This window comes from Streptomyces cellostaticus (genome assembly GCF_001513965.1).
Taxonomy (GTDB): domain Bacteria; phylum Actinomycetota; class Actinomycetes; order Streptomycetales; family Streptomycetaceae; genus Streptomyces; species Streptomyces cellostaticus.
Window position 1 is genome coordinate 63,789 of the sequence record NZ_KQ948044.1, and the last position, 18,346, is coordinate 82,134.

The 18,346-nt window shown below is 72.9% G+C and carries 22 protein-coding genes and 1 pseudogene; 12 read left to right on the forward strand and 11 right to left on the reverse strand.

All coding sequences use genetic code 11. The features are described from left to right. Positions 1-18: 18 nt before the first annotated feature. From AQI88_RS36040 to AQI88_RS36045, 3 genes are read left to right on the forward strand one after another with little or no spacing between them, the layout of a single operon-like run. Entirely contained in the window at positions 19-975 is a 957-nt protein-coding gene (locus AQI88_RS36040) for a GlxA family transcriptional regulator (RefSeq protein ID WP_067007991.1), read from the forward strand. Positions 976-1,035: 60 nt separating this feature from the next. Continuing rightward, positions 1,036-1,314 carry a hypothetical protein gene (locus AQI88_RS48880; protein ID WP_317932530.1) on the forward strand — a complete coding sequence of 93 codons (279 nt, stop codon included), beginning with the start codon at positions 1,036-1,038 and terminating at the stop codon, positions 1,312-1,314. A gap of 12 nt (positions 1,315-1,326) precedes the next feature. After that, on the forward strand, positions 1,327-1,869 hold the full coding sequence (locus tag AQI88_RS36045) for a hypothetical protein (RefSeq protein WP_317932532.1): 543 nt from the start codon (positions 1,327-1,329) through the stop codon (positions 1,867-1,869). A gap of 4 nt (positions 1,870-1,873) precedes the next feature. Here AQI88_RS36045 and AQI88_RS36050 read toward each other — a convergent pair whose 3' ends face one another. From AQI88_RS36050 to AQI88_RS36070, 5 genes are all read right to left on the reverse strand, one after another. Then, positions 1,874-2,437 carry a TetR/AcrR family transcriptional regulator gene (locus tag AQI88_RS36050; protein WP_067007993.1) on the reverse strand — a complete coding sequence of 188 codons (564 nt, stop codon included), beginning with the start codon at positions 2,435-2,437 and terminating at the stop codon, positions 1,874-1,876. Continuing rightward, a complete protein-coding gene (locus AQI88_RS36055) occupies positions 2,434-2,796 on the reverse strand; it encodes a DUF1304 domain-containing protein (RefSeq protein ID WP_067008063.1) in 363 nt (120 codons plus the stop codon). Before AQI88_RS36055 ends, AQI88_RS36050 begins: the two co-directional genes overlap by 4 nt. 64 nt (positions 2,797-2,860) lie before the next feature. After that, on the reverse strand, positions 2,861-4,099 hold the full coding sequence (locus AQI88_RS36060; protein ID WP_244184481.1) for a PucR-like N-terminal domain-containing protein: 1,239 nt from the start codon (positions 4,097-4,099) through the stop codon (positions 2,861-2,863). Between the two features lie 94 nt (positions 4,100-4,193). Next, entirely contained in the window at positions 4,194-5,822 is a 1,629-nt protein-coding gene (locus AQI88_RS36065) for an amidohydrolase (protein WP_067007995.1), read from the reverse strand. A gap of 18 nt (positions 5,823-5,840) precedes the next feature. Beyond that, positions 5,841-7,343 (reverse strand): APC family permease, encoded by a 1,503-nt coding sequence (locus tag AQI88_RS36070; protein WP_067007997.1) that lies wholly within the window; start codon positions 7,341-7,343, stop codon positions 5,841-5,843. Positions 7,344-7,468: 125 nt separating this feature from the next. On the opposite strand from AQI88_RS36070, the gene AQI88_RS36075 reads away from it, so the two are divergent. Together AQI88_RS36075 and AQI88_RS36080 are read left to right on the forward strand one after the other, a co-directional pair. Continuing rightward, entirely contained in the window at positions 7,469-8,188 is a 720-nt protein-coding gene (locus tag AQI88_RS36075) for a TetR/AcrR family transcriptional regulator (protein ID WP_067007999.1), read from the forward strand. A gap of 65 nt (positions 8,189-8,253) precedes the next feature. Further along, the gene (locus AQI88_RS36080; RefSeq protein ID WP_067008002.1) at positions 8,254-8,718 is read left to right on the forward strand and encodes a pyridoxamine 5'-phosphate oxidase family protein; all 465 of its coding nucleotides are present in this window, start codon (positions 8,254-8,256) and stop codon (positions 8,716-8,718) included. Between the two features lie 12 nt (positions 8,719-8,730). On the opposite strand, the gene AQI88_RS36085 is transcribed toward AQI88_RS36080, so the two are convergent. After that, complete coding sequence (locus tag AQI88_RS36085) at positions 8,731-9,024, reverse strand: DUF4235 domain-containing protein (protein ID WP_067008004.1); 294 nt, start codon at positions 9,022-9,024, stop codon at positions 8,731-8,733. 241 nt (positions 9,025-9,265) lie between these two features. Here AQI88_RS36085 and AQI88_RS36090 point away from each other — a divergent pair, with 241 nt between their 5' ends. Beyond that, entirely contained in the window at positions 9,266-10,222 is a 957-nt protein-coding gene (locus tag AQI88_RS36090) for a cation diffusion facilitator family transporter (RefSeq protein ID WP_067008005.1), read from the forward strand. Between the two features lie 79 nt (positions 10,223-10,301). On the opposite strand, the gene AQI88_RS36095 is transcribed toward AQI88_RS36090, so the two are convergent. After that, the gene (locus AQI88_RS36095; protein WP_067008006.1) at positions 10,302-10,751 is read right to left on the reverse strand and encodes a nitroreductase family deazaflavin-dependent oxidoreductase; all 450 of its coding nucleotides are present in this window, start codon (positions 10,749-10,751) and stop codon (positions 10,302-10,304) included. A gap of 202 nt (positions 10,752-10,953) precedes the next feature. Here AQI88_RS36095 and AQI88_RS36100 point away from each other — a divergent pair. Next, positions 10,954-11,473, forward strand: a pseudogene (locus tag AQI88_RS36100) (nuclear transport factor 2 family protein). Here the strand turns inward: AQI88_RS36100 and AQI88_RS36105 are convergent. Both AQI88_RS36105 and AQI88_RS47185 read right to left on the reverse strand, forming a co-directional pair. Next, complete coding sequence (locus tag AQI88_RS36105) at positions 11,462-12,094, reverse strand: LysE family transporter (RefSeq protein ID WP_067008007.1); 633 nt, start codon at positions 12,092-12,094, stop codon at positions 11,462-11,464. The pseudogene AQI88_RS36100 and the gene AQI88_RS36105 overlap by 12 nt on opposite strands. Continuing rightward, entirely contained in the window at positions 12,091-12,357 is a 267-nt protein-coding gene (locus AQI88_RS47185; protein WP_067008008.1) for a hypothetical protein, read from the reverse strand. Before AQI88_RS47185 ends, AQI88_RS36105 begins: the two co-directional genes overlap by 4 nt. 31 nt (positions 12,358-12,388) lie before the next feature. Between AQI88_RS47185 and AQI88_RS36115 the strand changes: the two genes are divergently transcribed. The 3 genes from AQI88_RS36115 to AQI88_RS36125 are packed head-to-tail and all read left to right on the forward strand — an operon-like array spanning position 12,389 to position 14,411. Beyond that, a complete protein-coding gene (locus AQI88_RS36115) occupies positions 12,389-13,618 on the forward strand; it encodes a cytochrome P450 (RefSeq protein ID WP_067008009.1) in 1,230 nt (409 codons plus the stop codon). 12 nt (positions 13,619-13,630) lie between these two features. After that, complete coding sequence (locus tag AQI88_RS36120) at positions 13,631-13,831, forward strand: ferredoxin (protein WP_067008010.1); 201 nt, start codon at positions 13,631-13,633, stop codon at positions 13,829-13,831. A 46-nt stretch (positions 13,832-13,877) separates the two neighbouring features. After that, complete coding sequence (locus tag AQI88_RS36125; protein WP_067008013.1) at positions 13,878-14,411, forward strand: flavoprotein; 534 nt, start codon at positions 13,878-13,880, stop codon at positions 14,409-14,411. Between the two features lie 7 nt (positions 14,412-14,418). Here the strand turns inward: AQI88_RS36125 and AQI88_RS36130 are convergent, their stop codons facing one another. Beyond that, positions 14,419-15,270: an endo alpha-1,4 polygalactosaminidase gene (locus AQI88_RS36130; RefSeq protein WP_067008016.1), complete on the reverse strand. Its 852-nt coding sequence runs from the start codon at positions 15,268-15,270 to the stop codon at positions 14,419-14,421. A 121-nt stretch (positions 15,271-15,391) separates the two neighbouring features. Here AQI88_RS36130 and AQI88_RS36135 point away from each other — a divergent pair, with 121 nt between their 5' ends. Then, a complete protein-coding gene (locus AQI88_RS36135; RefSeq protein ID WP_067008019.1) occupies positions 15,392-16,360 on the forward strand; it encodes an aldo/keto reductase in 969 nt (322 codons plus the stop codon). A 91-nt stretch (positions 16,361-16,451) separates the two neighbouring features. Here AQI88_RS36135 and AQI88_RS36140 read toward each other — a convergent pair whose 3' ends face one another. Then, a complete protein-coding gene (locus AQI88_RS36140) occupies positions 16,452-17,267 on the reverse strand; it encodes a phytanoyl-CoA dioxygenase family protein (RefSeq protein ID WP_067008022.1) in 816 nt (271 codons plus the stop codon). A 63-nt stretch (positions 17,268-17,330) separates the two neighbouring features. Between AQI88_RS36140 and AQI88_RS36145 the strand changes: the two genes are divergently transcribed. Continuing rightward, positions 17,331-18,227 carry a helix-turn-helix domain-containing protein gene (locus tag AQI88_RS36145; RefSeq protein ID WP_079058028.1) on the forward strand — a complete coding sequence of 299 codons (897 nt, stop codon included), beginning with the start codon at positions 17,331-17,333 and terminating at the stop codon, positions 18,225-18,227. The last annotated feature ends 119 nt before the right edge of the window (positions 18,228-18,346 follow it).

Genomic DNA, 18,346 nt, shown 5'->3' on the forward strand with positions numbered 1-18,346 from the left:
CTTCGATAGGATCGTGCCATGCGTGGCACAGCGAGTCCGGAGCGAGTGGTCGTCCTGGCCCTCGACGGCGTCTACCCCTTCGAACTGGGCATCCCCGCCCGTATCCTCGGCGCAGCCGACGGTCGCTACGAGGTGCTGACCTGCACCGTCGACGGCGGTCCGGTGCGCACCAACGCCGACTTCACGATCACCGTCGACCACGGTCCCGAGGCCCTGGCCACGGCCGACACCGTCGTCATCGCCCCCATCTCGCCGGCGGTCGTCACCGACGAGCTACCCGACGAGGTCACCGCCGCCCTGGCGAGGATCCCCGGACGCGCACGCATCGTCTCCATCTGCACCGGCGCCTTCGTCCTCGCCGCGGCCGGGCTCCTGGACGGCAGGAAGGCCACCACGCACTGGCAGCTGGCGGACCGGTTCCGGGGCATGTACCCGCACATCGACCTCGACCCCGACGTCCTCTTCGTCGACGACGGCAGGGTCCTCACCTCGGCCGGAGCCGCCTCCGGCGTCGACGTATGCCTGCACGTCGTCCGTACGGACCACGGCAGCGAACTCGCCAACACGGTGGCCCGCCGCTGCGTCGTACCCCCGTTCCGCGACGGCGGCCAGGCCCAGTACATCGAGCAGCCGGTCCCGGAGAGCGGCGCGGCGAGCACCGCCGCCACCCGCGCCTGGGCCCTGGAACGCCTGGACGAGCCGCTCGCCCTCTCCGACCTCGCCGAGCACGCCCGGATGAGCCGGCGCACCTTCGCCCGCCGCTTCAACGACGAGGTCGGTCTCAGCCCCGGCCGCTGGCTGATCCAGCAGCGTGTCACCCGTGCCCGGCATCTGCTGGAGTCCAGCGACCTGCCGGTGGACCGCATCGCCGCCGAGGTCGGCTTCGCGACGGGCGCCTCGCTGCGCCAGCACCTGCACGCGTCGATCGGGGTGTCCCCGCAGGCGTACCGGCGGACTTTTCAGAAGGCCCGCTGAACGTTCCGTACCGAAACCGCGTCGGAGGTGCGGAACGACGGTCCAGGAACAGGGGCGGGCATGCGCAGAGGGCTGGTGGCGGTGGCGGCCGTGACGGCGGTGGGGTGCGACGACGGCACGGGAGTGCGGGTGGCGGTCAGGGGCACGCCTCCCACCCCCTACAGCGGACCGTTGGACGTCCGAACCAAGAGCCTGGACGGCCATAGCACCCGTGTGCTCCGGGTGGCCTCGGGGGCCGCCGGCCGGGCGCTGGAGTGCGACGGGGAGATCTTCGAGGGCGGCGGACCCGACGGGTGGAGCAAGGCGGACGGAGGCCGTACGCCCGAGGAGGGGCTGTAGCTCCACTTCGACATGTTCCAGCCGGTGCAGCCCGGCCACGGCTACCGCGTGGAGCGCAGGGAGGCGGACCGGGTGCTGTACTCCTTCGACGTCAACGGCCGCACCAAGGTGGCCGTCGTGGTGGCCAAGGACCGGAAGGACCGGCCCGGTTGGGGCCCGGAGACGAACGCCTCCTGCGATCCCGCCGAACTGCCCGCGACGTTCGCGGCCGCCCAGGGCTGGGAGGTCTGGACGGACCGGAACGGCAGGCGGGTACCGGTGAGCCGGCTCAGCAGTTCCACCGGCCTGGAACACTGCGGCCGGCAGCCGGCCCGCTTCCTCGACCTGGACCACCGCACGTACATCCGTGATCCCGAAGGTGTGCTCGGCTGCGAGGGCCTGCTCACGGCGCCGTACCGCGAGCACGTCCGCATGCCCGCGGACGCCCGTGACACCGGGTACCACCACCGCGGCCGGCACCTGTGGCTCACCCACGACGAGGACACGGCCTACGTCCGCACCGCCGACTCGGTGGAGGCCTGGCCGCGGGCGAAGCGCGGCGCCGGCTGCCGGTGACCGGTCACCGGCTGCGGTGCAGCGCGACCAGCAACTGCCACACCTGGTCCGCGACTTCCTCCGGTGCCGCCTCCAGCAGCCCGTGCAGCCAGTCCGCGAGGACCCCCGCGAAGGTCGCCGCCACCGCCGAGGCGACCAGCGGGGCGTCCGCCGCGCCCGCCAGCTCGCGCTCGGCGAGGCTGCGGGCCCTGAGGTCCCGGTGCAGCACCCGGCCGAGCGGCCCGCCCCCGCCGGGCGCGAGCAGCGACCGGTACAGGGCCGCGTGCGGGGCGAGACCCGCGAAGAACTCCCGCAGCGCCGGCGGGGCGTTGACCGGATCGGGCCGCCCCCGCCAGGCGTGCAGCGCGTCCACCGCCTGCCGTACGACGTCCGCGCACGTGTCGACCGCCAGCGCCTCCAGCCCGTCGTAGTGCCCGTAGAACGTGGCCCGGCCCACCCCGGCCCGGCGCACCAGCGCGGCGACGCCCACCTCCTCCAGGGGACGCTCGGCACACTCTTCGAGCAGGGCCGCACGGAGCCGGGCGCGGGTGCGGGCGGCCCGCGGGTCCTCCTGGGGGGCGCGGGTCATCGTGCGGCGAGGACGGCTGCCAGGGCGAGCGCGCCGGGCAGCGCCTGGGCGAACAGGATGCGCCGGTTGGCCGTGACGGCGCCGAACACGCCCGCCACCACGACACACGACAGGAAGAACACCTGGACCCGGAACCCGGTCGGGTCGGCCGCGACCAGCCCCCACACCAGGCCCGCCGCCAGGAAGCCGTTGTACAGGCCCTGGTTGGCGGCCATCGGCGCGGTTGCCCGGGCCATCTCCGGGTCGAACCCGTGCAGCCCCCGCCCCGGCTTCTTCTGCCACAGGAACATCTCCAGCACCAGGATGTACGCGTGCAGGGCGGCCACCAGGCCGACCAGGACGTTCGCCACTATCTCCATGACCAGCGGACCTCTCTTCTTCTTGGACAGGTGTCCAGGATAGCCGGACACCTGTCCGAGAAGTTCACTCGGGGGCCGCCCGTCCCGCCGCGGCACCTCTGCGCAGTTCCCGGGCCCGTAACGCCAACTGGATCTCGAAGCGGGCCGCCGGGTCGTGCAGCAGCTCACCGAACAGCTCGTCCAGTTGCCGCATCCGGTAGCGGACCGTCTGCGGGTGCACCGCGAGGCGCACAGCCACCTCCGCCACTCCCCGGCCGGACTGCAGCCAGGCCAGCAGGGTCTCCGCCAGCCGCTCCCGCTGCGGCGGGCGCACCTGTTCGAGCGGGCGCAGCCACCGCTCGGCCACCGCGTCCAGCAACGCGTCGTCGCGCAGGAGCAGCAGCGTGGACAGGTGGTCCTGGCAGCGGACCACTCCTCCGGCCGCGTCCGTGCCGGACAGGACACCCCGCCGTACGAGGTCCAGGGCCTCCGTCGCCCAGCGCAGCGACCGTGCGCCCTCGTCCAGCGCCACGGTCGGCCCCATAGCGGCGCGCAGCCCCTGCAGCGCCCCGGCCACCGCCCGCGCCCGGCCCGGACCCTCCGGATCGGGCACCACCAGCAGCGCCGGCTGGACCTCGAACCGGGTGAGGAACTCCGGCGGCACGATCGGCGCCGCCCCCGGACCGGGATCCACGGCCACCACCGCCACCGCCCGCGGCACCGTCCAGCGCGCGGCATGCGCCAGATCGGCGATCGCCCCCGCCGAGGCCGGGGGATCGGCGGTCAGCAGGTCCACCAGCCGGGCCCGCCGCTGCTGGAGTTCGCCGGCCGCGTGCAGCCGGGCCTCGGTGTACCCCGCGGTCGTCGCGGCCGCCATCTCGTCCAGGTGCACGAACAGCACCTCGCCGAGGGCGCCCAGCACATGACGGGGCAGCAGCCCCTCGTCCACCAGCGCGTTGACCCGGCGCCAGGTCACCCTTGCGCCGAGCCGCAGCGCCGACTGGAACGAGTCGAGGCTGCGCCCCTCCTCGGCCTCCCCCCGGCCGATGCGCTCGTACGTCGCCTTCACCGGCTCCCAGTCGGTGTCCGGCTGCGCCATCCGCTCCAGCAGCCCGCGCAGCGCATGGTCCACACCCCGCTGCACGCCCTGCATGTACGTGTCGTCCATCGGGCGCGCGTACTCCGGGATCCCGGTCCCGATCGCGCGGACGACCTCCTCGGTGATCTCGGCGACATACGGTCTGAGGCGGTCCGGCAGACCCGGGGGCAACGCCTTGAACGGGCCGCCCGTGTCGACACCCACCGCTGCGGCTCTCTTCGGCACGTCGGTGACGATACCCGCGAGTAACCCGCGCGGGCTCATCACCCAAGGACAGTTGTGCGTGCGGAACTTGTGCGCCGCTGACAAACGAACCGCCTCACGCCCCGGCCGCGTACACCCGCTCACCTCCCACATAGGTGAGCGCCACGCTCGTCTCCGCGATCGCCTCCGGTGGCCCGGCGAACGGATCGCGGTCCAGCACCACCAGGTCGGCGAGCGCCCCGACGGCCACCCGGCCGGTGTCGTCCAGGTGGTTCACGTACGCCGACCCGGCCGTGTACGCGGTCAGTGCGTCCGCGAGGCTCAGCCGCTCGTCGGGCAGGAACACCGGCCCGGCGCCGCCCGGTTCGACGCGGTTGACCGCGACATGGATGCCCTGGAGCGGATCCGGGCTGCTCACGGGCCAGTCGCTGCCCGCCGCGAGGCGCGCCCCGGAGCGCAGCAGCGCCCCGAACGGGTACTGCCACGCGGCCCGTTCGGGGCCGAGGAAGGGGATCGTCAGCTCGTCCATCTGCGGCTCGTGCGCGGCCCACAGCGGCTGGATGTTGGCGGTGGCGCCGAGCCGGGCGAAGCGCGGCACGTCGTCCGGGTGCACCACCTGGAGGTGCGCAAGGTGCGGCCGGGTGTCGCTCGGCCCGTTGGCTGCACGCGCCGCCTCTACGGCGTCCAGCGCGTCCCGTACGGCCCGGTCGCCCAGCGCGTGGAAGTGGCACTGGAAGCCGAGCGCGTCCAATTCGGTGACGTATTTGGGGAGTTGGCCCGGGTCGATGAAGCTCTTGCCGCGGTTGGCGGTCGCGCAGCCGCACCGGTCCAGGTAGGGGTCGAGCAGCGCGGCCGTGTGGTTCTCGGCGACGCCGTCCAGCATCAGCTTCACGGTGCCCGCGCGGAACCGGCCGTGACGCAGAGCGGCCCGCTTCTCGGCGAGTTCGGGGATCTGCTCGGCCCCGCGCTCCCGGTCCCACCACAGGGCGCCGTTCACCCGTGCCGTGAGCGAGCCGTCCCGGGCCGCCGTCAGGTACGCCTCGGCCGGATCGTCCATGCCGAGGAAGTCGCCGACCAGCGCGTCCTGCCAGGCGGTGATGCCGAGTGCGTGCAGATGTCGCTGGGCGTGCAGCAGCGCGGCCAGCCGGTCGGCCGCGGTGGCGGGCGGCGTGAGCCGGCCCACCAGCTGCATCGCACCCTCCTGCAGGGTGCCGCTCGGCTCGCCCGCGGCGTCCCGCTCGATGCGCCCGTCGGCCGGGTCGGGGGTGTCCCGGCCGACGCCGGCCAGCTCCAGGGCGCGGCTGTTGACCCAGGCGCCGTGGTGGTCCCGGTTGGGCAGGTAGACCGGCCGGTCCGGGACGGCTGCGTCCAGCAGCTCCTTCGTCGGCGTACCGCCCTCGAACGCCTCCATCGACCAGCCGCCGCCGAGAATCCACTCCCGCTCGGGATGGGCCTCGGCGTAGGCGCGGACGGCGGCCACGGTGGCCTCGGCGGTCGTCGTCCCGGAGAGGTCGCACTGGCTCAGTTCGAGCCCGGCGGGCACCGGATGGACGTGCGCGTCCTGGAAACCCGGCAGCAGCAGCCGCCCGGCCAGGTCGACCACCTGGGTGCGCGGCCCGGCCAGCTCGTGCACCTCGCCGTGCCCGACGGCGGTGATGCGGTCCCCGGTGACGGCCACGGCGCTCGCGGTACGTCCCTGGGGAGTGAGGACGGGGCCGCCGGTGAAGAGCAGATCAGCGTGCATGATGCCTTTCCTGGAAGGTCAGTTGGAGGTGGTCAGGAGCCGGCGGGAGTCGGCGTCGGTGCCCTCGCCGGTGCGGAAGTACGGCGACCTGCGCGCCCACTTCGCCCACGCGGCCACCACGAACCCGGACGCGATCATCACCAGCGGCATGAGCAGCAGGAACCAGCCGTTGTCCGCGCTGACCTCGAAGTGGTCGGCGGAGCGGTAGAAGGACCAGCCGAGGTATCCGCCGAGGCCCAGCAGGGCGAGGGCGCTGAGCGCGGGCAGGACCACCGCCCGTACCCCCTGCCGCCAGTCCTGCCGCAGCAGCGACCGGAACCGGACGGCGGCCGCGAGCGCGGTGAGCGCGTACGAGAGCGAGACCACGATGCCGACGGCGTTCACCGTCGCCATGATCATGTCGGCCAGGCGCGGGATCACCAGGGCGCCCGCCGCCACCACCGCGGCCAGGGCCCCGACCAGCAGCGTCCCGGCCGCCGGCGTTCCGTACCGGGAACTGACCTTGGACCACACCGGCCCGAGGGTACGGTCCCGGCTCATGGCGAACATCCCCCGGGCCGTCGGGATGACCCCGGCCTGGAGCGAGGCCACCGCCGAGAACATCAGCGCCACCAGAGGGAGCGCGGCCAGCGGCTGGGAGGCCAGCCGGTCACCGAAGTACGCCAGGCCCTCGGCGCCGTGCCCGGCCAACTCACGCTCGGACAGCACCCGTTGGAAGGCGACCGAGCCGAGCAGGAACAGCCCGAGCATCGTCACCAGGGTGATCAGCCCGGCCCGGGAGGCGTCCCGCGGGTCGCGCACCTCCTCGTTGACCGTGAACGCGGCCTCGAAGCCCCAGTAGCAGAACACCGACAGCAACAGGCCCTGCGCCAGCGCGGTCGCCGAGGGAATCTCGAACGGGTCGAACCAGGACAGCCGGAACGGATGCGGACCGGTGACGACGGCGTACCCGCAGAAGCCCAGCAGTACGGCGTACTCGAAGACCAGCAGCCAGCTCTGCAGCCGGGCCGCGGTGCGCACGCCGGTCACGGCGGTGAGCGTGACCGCGACCAGGACGAGGATGCCCACCGCCGTCGTCTGCGCGGTCGAGCCCGGATCGAGCCCGAGCGGACCGATCCGGTGCAGCCCCGCCTCTCCGGCCAGCTGGAGCATCGCCGAGCCGGTGACCGCGGTGGTGTAGGCAAGGAAGGCCACGCTCGCCACGAAGTTGACCCAGCCGACCATGAAACCGAGCCAGGGACTGAGCGAACGGCCCACCCACACATAGCCGTTGCCCGCGTTCGGCTCCACCCGGTTCAGCCGGGAGTAGGCCCCGGCGATGCCGAGGACCGGCAGGAACGCCAGCAGCATGATGGCCGGCAGATGCAGGCCGACCACGCCGGCCGTCACCCCGAGGCCGATGCCGATGCTGGTGGTCGCGGCCGTGCTGGACGCGGCGACGGCGACGCCGTCGAGCACGCTCAGGGACTTGCGCAGCTCGGGCTGCGCGGGGGGATCCACACCGAAGGGGGTCTCGCTCATGACCGGCTCTCCACTCGCACCGGGGGGCCTGGTCGGCCCCGGTGACCGCAGATGAAACCGTCCGCACGCTTCACAGGTCAACGGTGTTGTCGTAAGGTGCCGGGCACACCCCGCGGAGGACTCTCATGAGCGAACGCGTCGTCCCGCCCGCCGCCCGGCAGCGCAGGCGCCCCACCAAACAGGGCGTCGTGCTCTCCGCCGAGCTGATCGTCGACACCGCGCTCCGGCTGATCGAGGAGCACGGTGCCGACGCGCTCTCCGTGCGTCGGCTCGGCCGCGCCCTCGGCGCCGACCCCAGCTCCCTGTACCGGTACTTCCGGCACACCGACGACCTGATGCTCGCCATCGCCGACGAACTGATCGGCCGTACCCTGCGGGTCTGGCGGCCCACCGGCGACTGGCGCGCCGACCTGCGCGAACTCGGCCTGCGGATGCATGCGGGCGCCCTCGCCCACCCCCGGGCCGCGATGCTCAGCGCCCACCGCGTCACCGGCCGGGCGCACGAGATCCAGGCCGTCGAGGGCATCATCGGCGTACTGCGCCGGGCCGGCTTCCCGGACCCGGAGGCGGTACGGATCTACCACGCCTTCGTCGACCAGGCCCTCGCCTTCGGCGCCCTGGACTCCGCCGGCACCGCCCTGCCCAGGGCCGCCCGCGAGGCCGAGGCCGAGGTGTGGCGGGACACCTACGCCCACCTGCCCGCCGACACCCACCCGCACATCGCGGCCACCGCCCGCCATCTCGTGGCCTCCATGCGGAGCAGCTCCTACCCGGCCGCCCTGGACCTGCTCCTGACGGCCGCGCAGACACGCCTTGATCACCTCCGTGCCGGGACGGACGGCTGACGGTCACACTGGACGGCGTCCGCACGTCATACGAACGCAGCCCATACCGAGGAGGCCGTACGACCATGACCCCGCCGCCCGCCCGCACCGCCGAGCAGCGCAAGAAGGACACCCTCCACCGCCTGGAGCACGACATCGACGCCTGGGTCGCCACCTCCGGCGAGAACGGCGGCGCGCCCTACCTCGTCCCCCTGTCGTTCCTCTGGGACGGCGCCACCCTGCTGATCGCCACCCCGGCCGAGAGCCCCACCGGCCGCAACCTCGTGGCCACCGGCACCGCGCGCCTGGGCCTCGGGCCGACCCGGGACGTCGTCATCGTCGAGGGCACCGTCCGGGCCGTGACCCCCGAGGACCTGCCCGAGGAGGACGCCGAGGTGTTCGCCGGCAAGACCGGCTTCGACCCGCGCCAACTCGCCACCCGCTACCTGTACTTCAGGATCCTCCCGCAACGCGTCCAGGCCTGGCGCGAGGAGAACGAGCTGCGCGGGCGGGAGCTGATGCGCGACGGAACGTGGCTGGTCGCCGGCTGAATCCGGCCGGGCTCAGTCCCGGCCGGCGACCGGCCACACGCCCGTCGACCGTGCGATGGCCTTGGCGCCGCTGCGGTCGACCGCGCTGCGCACCACCGCGAAGAGGGCGCCCTGGACCGCCGCCGCGAGCAGGATCTCGCCCCAGCCGCGGTCCGGGTCCAGCGCGTCGGGCGCGTCCTCCTCGTGCCGCAGCGCCGTCCACGCCTTGCGGAAGGCCAGCCCCGCCAGTGCCCCGGCTGCCCAGCTGAGCACGAATCCGAGCGGCTGGTAGACGAGCGGGAGCTTCATCTTCTTGTGCTTCGCCATGCTGCACTCCTTCCTCGCCGTGAGGCGCTCATGCCGGGCGCTCTCGCGGCGCCACCCGTTCGCCCGGGGCACCGTTTCCCGTCACCGGCGCGGTGTGATCCGCGTCGGCGGGGGCAGTCGGCGTTACGTGAGCGGGACACCCTCGGGGCAGGAGCCGACCGCAGCTTCGGACCGTCTGGCACCGGCCGCCTACAGCGGCGCGTCCCGGGACGGTCCGGCGGGCCCGGGCGGGAGCCGGCCGGTGGTCTCGAAGGCCGATCGCCGTACCCGGGTCACCGTCCTCGTGGCGCTCGCCGCCAATCTGGTGATCGCCGTTGCCAAGGCTGTCGGCGGTGTGTTCGCGGGCTCGCCCGCGCTGCTGTCGGAGGCCGCGCACTCGGTCGCCGACAGCTTCAACGAGGTCTTCCTGCTGACCGCACTGCGCCGCAGCCGCCGCCCGGCCGACCGGCGTCACCCCTTCGGCTACGGCATGGAGCGGTTCTTCTGGTCCCTGCTCGCGGCCGTCGGCATCTTCGTGATGGGCGGCTGCTTCTCCTTCTTCCAGGGCTTCGAGGCCCTGCGCAACGGCACCGAGGAGAAACTCAGCGGCTATGTCGCGGGCCTGATCGTGCTGGGCGTGGCGCTCCTCGCCGAGGGCATCTCGCTGGCCCGGGCACTCCACCAGGTGCGCCACCAGGGCGAGGGCCTGGCCGGGCTGCGCGACCCCGCCCTGCGCACGGTGGTCGCCGAGGACAGCACGGCGGTGCTCGGTGTGAGTCTCGCCCTCGTCGGCATGGTCCTGCACCTGGTGACCGGGCAGGTCGTGTGGGAGGCGTCCGCCTCGCTGGCGATCGGCGGGCTGCTGGTGTACGTCGCCTACCGGCTGGGCCGCGAGGCCCGTGACCAGCTCATCGGCGAGGCCGCCGATCCGGAGCTGAGCGGCAGGATCCGGGCACTGCTCGAGGCCCAGCCGGAGATCGACAGCGTGGAGGCGCTGTTCACGATGAAGCTGGGCTTCGAGTCCACCCTGGTGGCCGCCCGCATCGACCTGGTTCCGGGCCTGGACAGCGAGCGGGTGGAAGATGCCGCCGTACGCATCAAGCGGTCGCTGGCCGACATGTTTTCCGTCGCCGACCAGATCTTCCTCGACGTGACCGACCGGCCGGCGGGCGAGGCACGGGAGAGCCCCGCCGCGACGGGGGAACGCGGCGGGGCCTGACGCACGAGTGCCCGCCCCGAAGCCGGTTCATGCGTCGCGGACACAGATTTTTCCAAAACGAGTCGTTCCCGGGCCTGAATCAGCTCTCGTCGGCGGGCTCCAGCACGAACACCGGGATCTGCCGGGAGGTCTTCTTCTGGTAGTCGGCATAGGGCGGATAGGCGGCGACGGCCCGCTCCCACCACGCGTCCTTCTCCGTGCCGGTGAGCTCACGGGCCCTCATGTCCCGCCTGACCGGCCCGTCCTGCAGCTCCACCTGTGGCTCGGACTTCACGTTGAAATACCAGACGGGATGCTTGGGCGCACCGCCCAGCGAGGCGACCACGGCGTACCGCCCCCCGTGTTCCACCCGCATCAGCGGCGTCTTGCGGATCTTCCCGCTCCGGGCGCCCAGGGTGGTCAGGATGATGACCGGCAGCCCCGTGTCCAGCAGCGTCGTCCCCTCCGTTCCGCCGGAGCTCTCGTACAGCTCGACCTGCTCGCGCACCCACTGCGTCGGGCTGGGCTCGTACTCGCCCTCAAGTGGCATGGGATCCGTACCCTTCGTCGGTCCAACGGCTGACGTGCGGCCTCGTACAACACCGGCGGCCGCCCGAATCATCCGTACCGCGGGCCCTATCCCCCGGGCAGGTGATTACCTCGCTGGTCATCGCGCTGCCGCGGCGCCTGGGGCACAGTCGTCCCCGGTGACGCAGCGCACCCGCGCAACCGTCCGAGGAAGGGGCAGGACCGTGACTCCCAGTCGCACCACAGCGACGCGTTCCGTCGTGGAGGAACTGCTCCGCCGAATCGGCGAGGGCGACCCCGAGCGCATCGGCGAGCTGTACGCGGAGCAGGGCGACTGGAAGCGGAACCGGCCCGAGGACGAGCACGGCCGCACCGGCACTCCGTGGATCCGGCACCGCTCCACCCGCGCCGACGCCGTGGCCCACTACCAAGAGCCGGCCGCCCACCACGTGCCGGAAGAGGCGGACACCCGGATCGAGCGCATCCTGGTCGACGGCGACGACGCGGTCGTCCTCGGGGACATCCGGCAGACGGCCGCGCCCACCGGCCGCGCCCACCGGCCGCGCCCACCGGCCGCGCCCACCGGCCGCGCCTACTCGGGCCAGGTTCGCCCTGCACCTCACCGTCCGGGACGGCCTGGTCGTCCGCCACCACGTGTACGAGGACAGCCTCGCCGTCGCGCGCGCCTTCGCGCCGGCCCCGGGGGCCCGCGCGTGCCGTGACGCGGGGCCCTCACGCGGGTGACATGGTCATCCGCACCGCCGGCACCAGCATCACGCCGCTGGAGAGCAGCGCGGTCGCCAGCCGCCCGCGACGGCCCGTGAGGGCCCGGCCGAGCAGCGCCCCGCCGCCCGCGAGCAGCAACTGCCAGCTCGCCGAGGCGGCGAAGGCCGCCAGGACGAACCCGGCCCGCTCCAGCGGCCGTACGGCGTCGGCGGTGCTGGTGCCGAGCACCAGAGCCACGAAGTAGACCACGGTGACGGGGTTGAGCAGGGTGATGCCGAGAAGGCCGAGATACGCGCGTCCGGCGTCGGGAACCGGCCGCTCGGGCCGGGTGGTGAGCTGCTGGGCGCCGTACTGGCGCAGGGCGAGCAGCGCGACCCGCACCGCGAGTGCGGCCAGGACCAGCGCCGAGACCCAGCGCAGCGGGCTCAGCACGGGCCGCAGCGCCGCCGCCAGGGCGGAGCCGCCCGCCGCGGCGAGCAGCGCGTACAGGCCGTCGGCCGAGGCGACGCCGAGCGCGGCGCAGACACCGGTGCGCAGCGAGGTGCGGGCGGTGAGGGAGACCAGGTAGGTCCCGACCGCGCCGACGGGTACGGCGATGCCGTAGCCGGCGAGCAGGCCCGCCAGGAGCGCGGCCGTCACGGGCGCGCGGGACCGGGCCTCCGGGGACGGCCGGGCTGCTGCTGACCGCGCACCGCAAGGACAGCGGCGAAGGTCGGCGGCAGAATGGTGTCGGTAAGCAACATGGGCAGATCCTGGCGCCGCCGCCTGCGCACCGGCAACCGGATTTCGGCGCGTTCCCGCCCCTGCTGACCCCGTTCTTCGGCCAGATCGCGCAGATCGCAGATCTGGCCGAACTTGTCGTCGCCCATTAGATGCCTGGGGCATCTAATGAAGATCGGCACGACGCACTTCCTTCATCTGCGAGGTCTTTCCATGACGGAACTGACGGACATCACCGGCCCGGCGACCCCGGCCGAACCCGTCGCCTTCCCCCAGGACCGCACCTGCCCCTACCACCCGCCCACCGGATACGACCCGCTGCGCGACGGGCGAGCCCTGTCCCGCGCCACCCTCTTCGACGGCCGCGAGGTCTGGATGGTCACCGGCCACACCGCCGCCCGCGCGCTGCTCGCCGACCCCCGCCTGTCAACCGACCGGACCCGCCCCGGCTTCCCCGCGCCCACCGCCCGTTTCGCGGCCGTCCGCGACCGCCGGGTGGCGCTGCTCGGCGTGGATGATCCCGTGCACCACACCCAGCGGCGGATGATGGTCCCGTCGTTCACCCTCAAACGCGCGACCGAACTGCGGCCCACCATCCAGCGGATCGTCGACGGGCTGCTGGACGCGATGACCGAGCAGGGCCCGCCGGCCGAGCTGGTCTCCGCCTTCGCCCTGCCCGTGCCCTCCATGGTGATCTGCGGCCTGCTCGGAGTGCCGTACGCCGACCACGAGTTCTTCGAAGAGCAGTCCCGCAGACTGCTGCGCGGCCCGTCGGCCGCCGACACCGAGGGCGCACGCGAGCGGCTGGAGACGTACCTCGGCGGTCTGATCGACCACAAGGCCCAGCAGGCCGAGCCCGGCCAGGGGATCCTGGACGACCTGGTCCACCACCAGTTCCGCGAGGGCGCGCTGGACCGGGACGAACTGGTCTCGCTGGCCATCATCCTGCTGGTCGCCGGCCATGAGACGACCGCCAACATGATCTCCCTCGGCACCTACACGCTGCTCCGGCACCCCGAGCGGCTCGCCGAGTTGCGCGCCGACCCGGCGCTGCTGCCCGCCGCGGTCGAGGAACTGATGCGGATGCTGTCCATCGCGGACGGCCTGCTGCGGGTGGCCCTGGAGGACATCGAGGCCGACGGCGTCACGATCCGGGCCGGCGAGGGCGTGCTCTTCGCGACCTCGGTCATCAACCGCGACGCGTCCCGGTACGACGACCCCGACAGCCTGGACTTCCACCGCTCCGCCCGCCACCACGTGGCGTTCGGCTTCGGCATCCACCAGTGCCTCGGCCAGAACCTGGCCCGCGCGGAACTGGAGATCGCTCTCGGCACCCTGATCGAGCGCCTGCCCGGCCTCCGGCTGGCCGTGCCCGCCGAGGAGATCCCCTTCAAACCCGGCGACACGATCCAGGGGATGCTGGAACTCCCCGTGACCTGGTAAGAGGCTCTGGTCATGCACATCGACATCGACAAGGACGTCTGCATCGGCGCGGGCCAGTGCGCGCTCGCCGCGCCGGGCGTGTTCACCCAGGACGACGACGGCTACAGCACCCTGATCCCGGGCCGTGAGGACGGCGCGGGCGACCCGATGGTCCGGGAGGCGGCCCGCGCCTGCCCGGTGAGCGCGATCACGGTGACAGAAGCCGCAGGCTGACGCCCGCCCCGGCCGCCGCAGCCGCGACAGGCCCTAGGGTGCCCGGATGACCGAACACGCCGGGAAACCCTTCCTCTACGTCGTCGTCTGCGCGGCCGGGATCGCCGTCCACGTCACCAGGCTGATCGACGCTGCCCTGGAGCGGGACTGGGAGGTCGGTGTCATCGCCACCCCGGTCGCCATGAACGGGTTCTTCGACACCGCCGCCGTCGAGGCGCGAACGGGCCGCCCGATCCGGTCGGCCTGGCGTTCCCCGGCCGACCCCCGACCTTTCCCGCCGCCGGATGCCGTGGTGGTGGCACCCGCCACCTTCAACACCGTCAACAAGTGGGCGGCCGGTCTGGCCGACACCCTCGCCGTCGGCACCCTGTGCGAGGCCGCCGGACTGGGCGTCCCCATCGCCGTGCTGCCCTGCGTGGCCGACGCGCTGGCCGCCCACCCCGCCTACCAGGACAGCCTGGTCCGGCTGCGCGGGATGGGCGTCCGCTTCGGCGAGCCGTACTCCGGCCTGCCCGAGGAGGACGGCGGGCGGCCCGAGTTCCCCTGGGAACGGGCCCTGGAGCTGCTGGAGCGGCCCTGAGCAGGCGTCACCGCACCTTGCGGACGTACTCCGCGCTGCCCGGCGTGGAGACGTCCACGTCCCGGCGGACGATGCTCAGCCTCTCGCCCCAGCGTGCGAGCGCCTTGCGCAGGCCGCTGTCGGTGTACTCGATGTCCACCACCCGGTCGTCGAACGCCTTGGCGTACACCTCGCACTCGTCGTACTGCCCGCACTCCTCCGTCACCGCGAAGTCCAGCCCGGCCGCCCTGCGCTGTCCGGCCAGTTCTGCGGTGTTCTTCTGTCCGACGGCCAGCTGCCGGGCGTGCGCGTGCCGGGAGAGCAGGCGCATGAATGCGGTCCCGTCGGCGGCCGTGAGCAGGTGGTGGGAGCGGGTGTAGCTGTCGTAGTTGTCGGGCTCGACGGCGTCGTAGCCCTTCTTCGTGCAGCCGTCGATCCACCGGTTGACCCGCTCGGCCACGCGCTCGCGCTTGGCCGGGGTACGCAGGTCGAGTAGCGGTTCGTTCCAGTCCTCGTCGATGACGACCTTGCCGTGGACGTCACGCAGCAGCAGGTCGGCGGGCCAGGAGGAGCGCTCCTCGGGCTGGGCCTGGAAGGCGTTGACGTAGCAGATGTTGTACAGGCCGGGCGCCGGGGAGTCGGACCGGTCGCGGCTGACGATCCGGACACCGGCGGGCGGGGGATAGGCCCCGCCGATCTGGTAGTCGAACCCGGCGTGGCGCGGCGGCAGGCGCACCGCGGCGGGCTTCGGGGACGGCTTCTGCCCGGTGCCGCCGGAACCGCAGCCGGTCAGTGCCGGTACGGCGACGGCCAGGGCGAGCAGCAGAGCGCGGGCGGTCGTCCCGGGTCCCGAGACGCGGGAAACACCCTTGGCGGGCACGTACGCTCGAGCAATCACGTGTCGGGATCCAATCGTTCGCGCGCCGCAACAGTCAAGTCGGCGCCCGAGCGCCACGTACGCTCCTGACTGACCATCGCCCCGGAAGGCAGGAGCAGCAACGATGCAGTACACGAAGCTCGGTTCGACGGGCCTGGACGTGTCGCGGATCTGTCTGGGCTGCATGACCTACGGCCTGCCCGACCGCGGTACGCACGAGTGGACGCTCGACGAGGAGGCGTCCCGGCCGCGCATCCGGCAGGCGCTGGAGGCGGGCGTCAACTTCTTCGACACCGCGAACATCTACTCCGACGGCACCAGCGAGGAGATCGTCGGCAAGGCTCTGCGCGATTTCGCCAACCGCGACGAGATCGTGCTCGCCACCAAGGTGAACGGCCGCATGCGGCCGGGCCCGAACGGGGCCGGACTGTCCCGCAAGGCCATCATGGCCGAGATCGACCACAGCCTGCGCCGCCTCGGCACCGACTACGTGGACCTCTACCAGATCCACCGCTACGACCACGACACGCCCGTCGAGGAGACGATGGAGGCGCTGCACGACCTGGTCAAGGCGGGCAAGGTGCGTTACATCGGGGCGAGTTCGATGTACGCCTGGGAGTTCTCCAAGGCCCAGTACACGGCCGAGCGGCACGGCTGGACCAAGTTCGTGTCCATGCAGAACCACTACAACCTGCTCTACCGCGAGGAGGAGCGGGAGATGCTGCCGCTCTGCGCGGACCAGGGCGTGGGCGTGCTGCCCTGGAGCCCGCTCGCCCGTGGCCGCCTCACCCGCGACTGGGGCACCGTCACCGAGCGCAGCGCGAACGACAACTTCGGCAGCCGCCTCTACCTGGAGAGTGACCGTTCGATCGTCGAGGCCGTCACCCGGATCGCGCACGACCGGGGCGTCCCGCGGGCCCAGGTCGCCCTCGCCTGGCTGCTGCACCAGGACACGGTGGCCGCACCGATCATCGGCGCGGCCAGGCCGCAGCACATCGAGGACGCGGTGGCCGCCGTCGAACTGGAGCTGAGCGACAAGGAGATCGAGCAGTTGGAGGAGCCCTACACCCCGCGTGCGATCAGCGGCCACTGAAGCGCCCCGAAAGGGGCGCGGGGCTGTGTCGATGTGCGGCTCCGCCGCGTGGGCGCGACCAGCCACGAGGGACCCGCAGCCGGCATACGGCCTAACCCGCGGAGCCACCGTGCGGCGCGAACTCCGTGCCGCACGGCCCCGCACCCTCGCTCTGTGCCAGCGGCACCCGCTCGCCCGCCATGGTGAGCGTGCGGTAGTAGCCGCCGATGCGCTCGGCCGAACGGCCCACGTAGTGCCCGATGAAGGAGCGCCGGAACCGGTCGGCGCTGCGGTTGGGCCCCGAGCCGTGCACCAGGCTGCCGTTGAAGAACAGCACGTCGCCCGGCGCCATGTCCACGGGCACCGGCACGAGGCCGGGCGGCGGCGGCACGTACTCGCGGGCGAACGACACCCTCCGGTCCGCCTCTTCGGGACAGAACAGATCCATCCGGTGCGTGCCCGGGACGACTTCGAGGCCGCCGTTGTCCCGGCCGATGACGTCGCAGGCGACCCACGCGGCCACACAGGTGCCCGGCTCGACCCGCAGATAGAAGTTGTCCTGGTGCAGCGCCTGGCCCCGGGCTCCCGGCGGCTTGAAGTAGAACATGCTCTGCGCGGCCAGCACCTCCTCGCCCAGCAGCACCTCCAGCACCGCCTGCAGCCGGGCGTCCAGCAGGAACCCGCGTGCCTGCCCGCTGATCTCGTGCGGCTGCATCACCCGGGGGTGCCTGCGCAGCGGGTCGGGGTCCGCGGGCCGCGGCTCGAAGTGCCCGGGTACGGGCCCGGCCGCGCGCAGCGCCTCGAACCCGTCGCACAGCCCCTCGATCTCGTCGTACCCGAACAGACCGCGTACGACGGTGAACCCCTCCTCCTCGAACTGCTGCCGGAGTGCTTCGGGCAGGATGGCGCCGATGTCCATGGCTGTCATGTGCCGCTCCTCGGTCCGGTGGTCACAAGGCCGCCACGCTAGGCCGACGCGCGCTTGGGGAGGATGCCCGTGCATGCTGAAGCACTGCCCGGCGCTGCTGCCGGCGACCCGTCCCCGCCGCCCGGACCGGTGGTCACCGGACGCTATGACCAGGGGCCGGGATACGGCGTCAACAGGCCTCAAGGCTCGTGCAGTTGGCTGTTCACCTTCACCACGGGCGGGCGCGGCCTGATCCGGCAGGGGAGCGCCCGTGCCGAGGCGGTCGCCGGGCACCTGGTGGTGCTCGCCCCGGGTGTCGCCCAGCGCTATGCCGTGGCGCCCGGTGCCCCGCACTGGCGGTTCTGGTGGGCGCACTGCCAGGCCCGGCCGTCCTGGACGCCCTGGCTCCTCCCGTACGCCGTCGCCGACGGCCTGTACGTCCTCGCGCCCCTTCCCGGGGCCCTGCACGGCCGTGTCGAGGCCGCGTTCGGCCGGATGCTCGCCGATCCCCGCCGGCCCGCACGGGGCACACCGCCCGGGGAGGACCCGGTGGCCGTTGCGCAGGACAGCGTGGCGCGGGAGCTGGCCCTGTGTGCGCTCGAGGAGGTCGTGCTGCTCGCCGCGTCCGGTGCCCGTGCGTCGGCACCGGAGCCGGGCGCGGACGCCCGGGTGCGCCGTGCCGAGGAACTGATCGCCGCCGACCCGGGCGCCCCGCACACCGTCCGCTCGCTCGCCGACAGCGTCGCACTCTCCCCGTCCCGGTTCGCCCACCTGTTCGCCCTGCGGACAGGCCGGTCGCCGATGCGTGCCCTGCGCGAGGCCCGGCTGCGGCACGCGGCCCGTCTGCTGGAGGCCACCGACCTCACCGTGGAACGGGTGGCGGCGGCGTCCGGATTCCCGAGCCCCTTCCACTTCAGCCGGGTCTTCCGGGCCCGCTACGGAGTGCCGCCGGGCGCCTATCGGGCAGGTGAACGGCCGTAATGTGCCGTAAAGTTCAAAAGTGAAGAGATCTCTTGTTCCGCGGTGCCGGCCTGTGCAAAGGTGTGCGTTGTTGGCGTGCAGACAATTACATTTCCCGCTGCATGTGCCAGGTCGCTCCC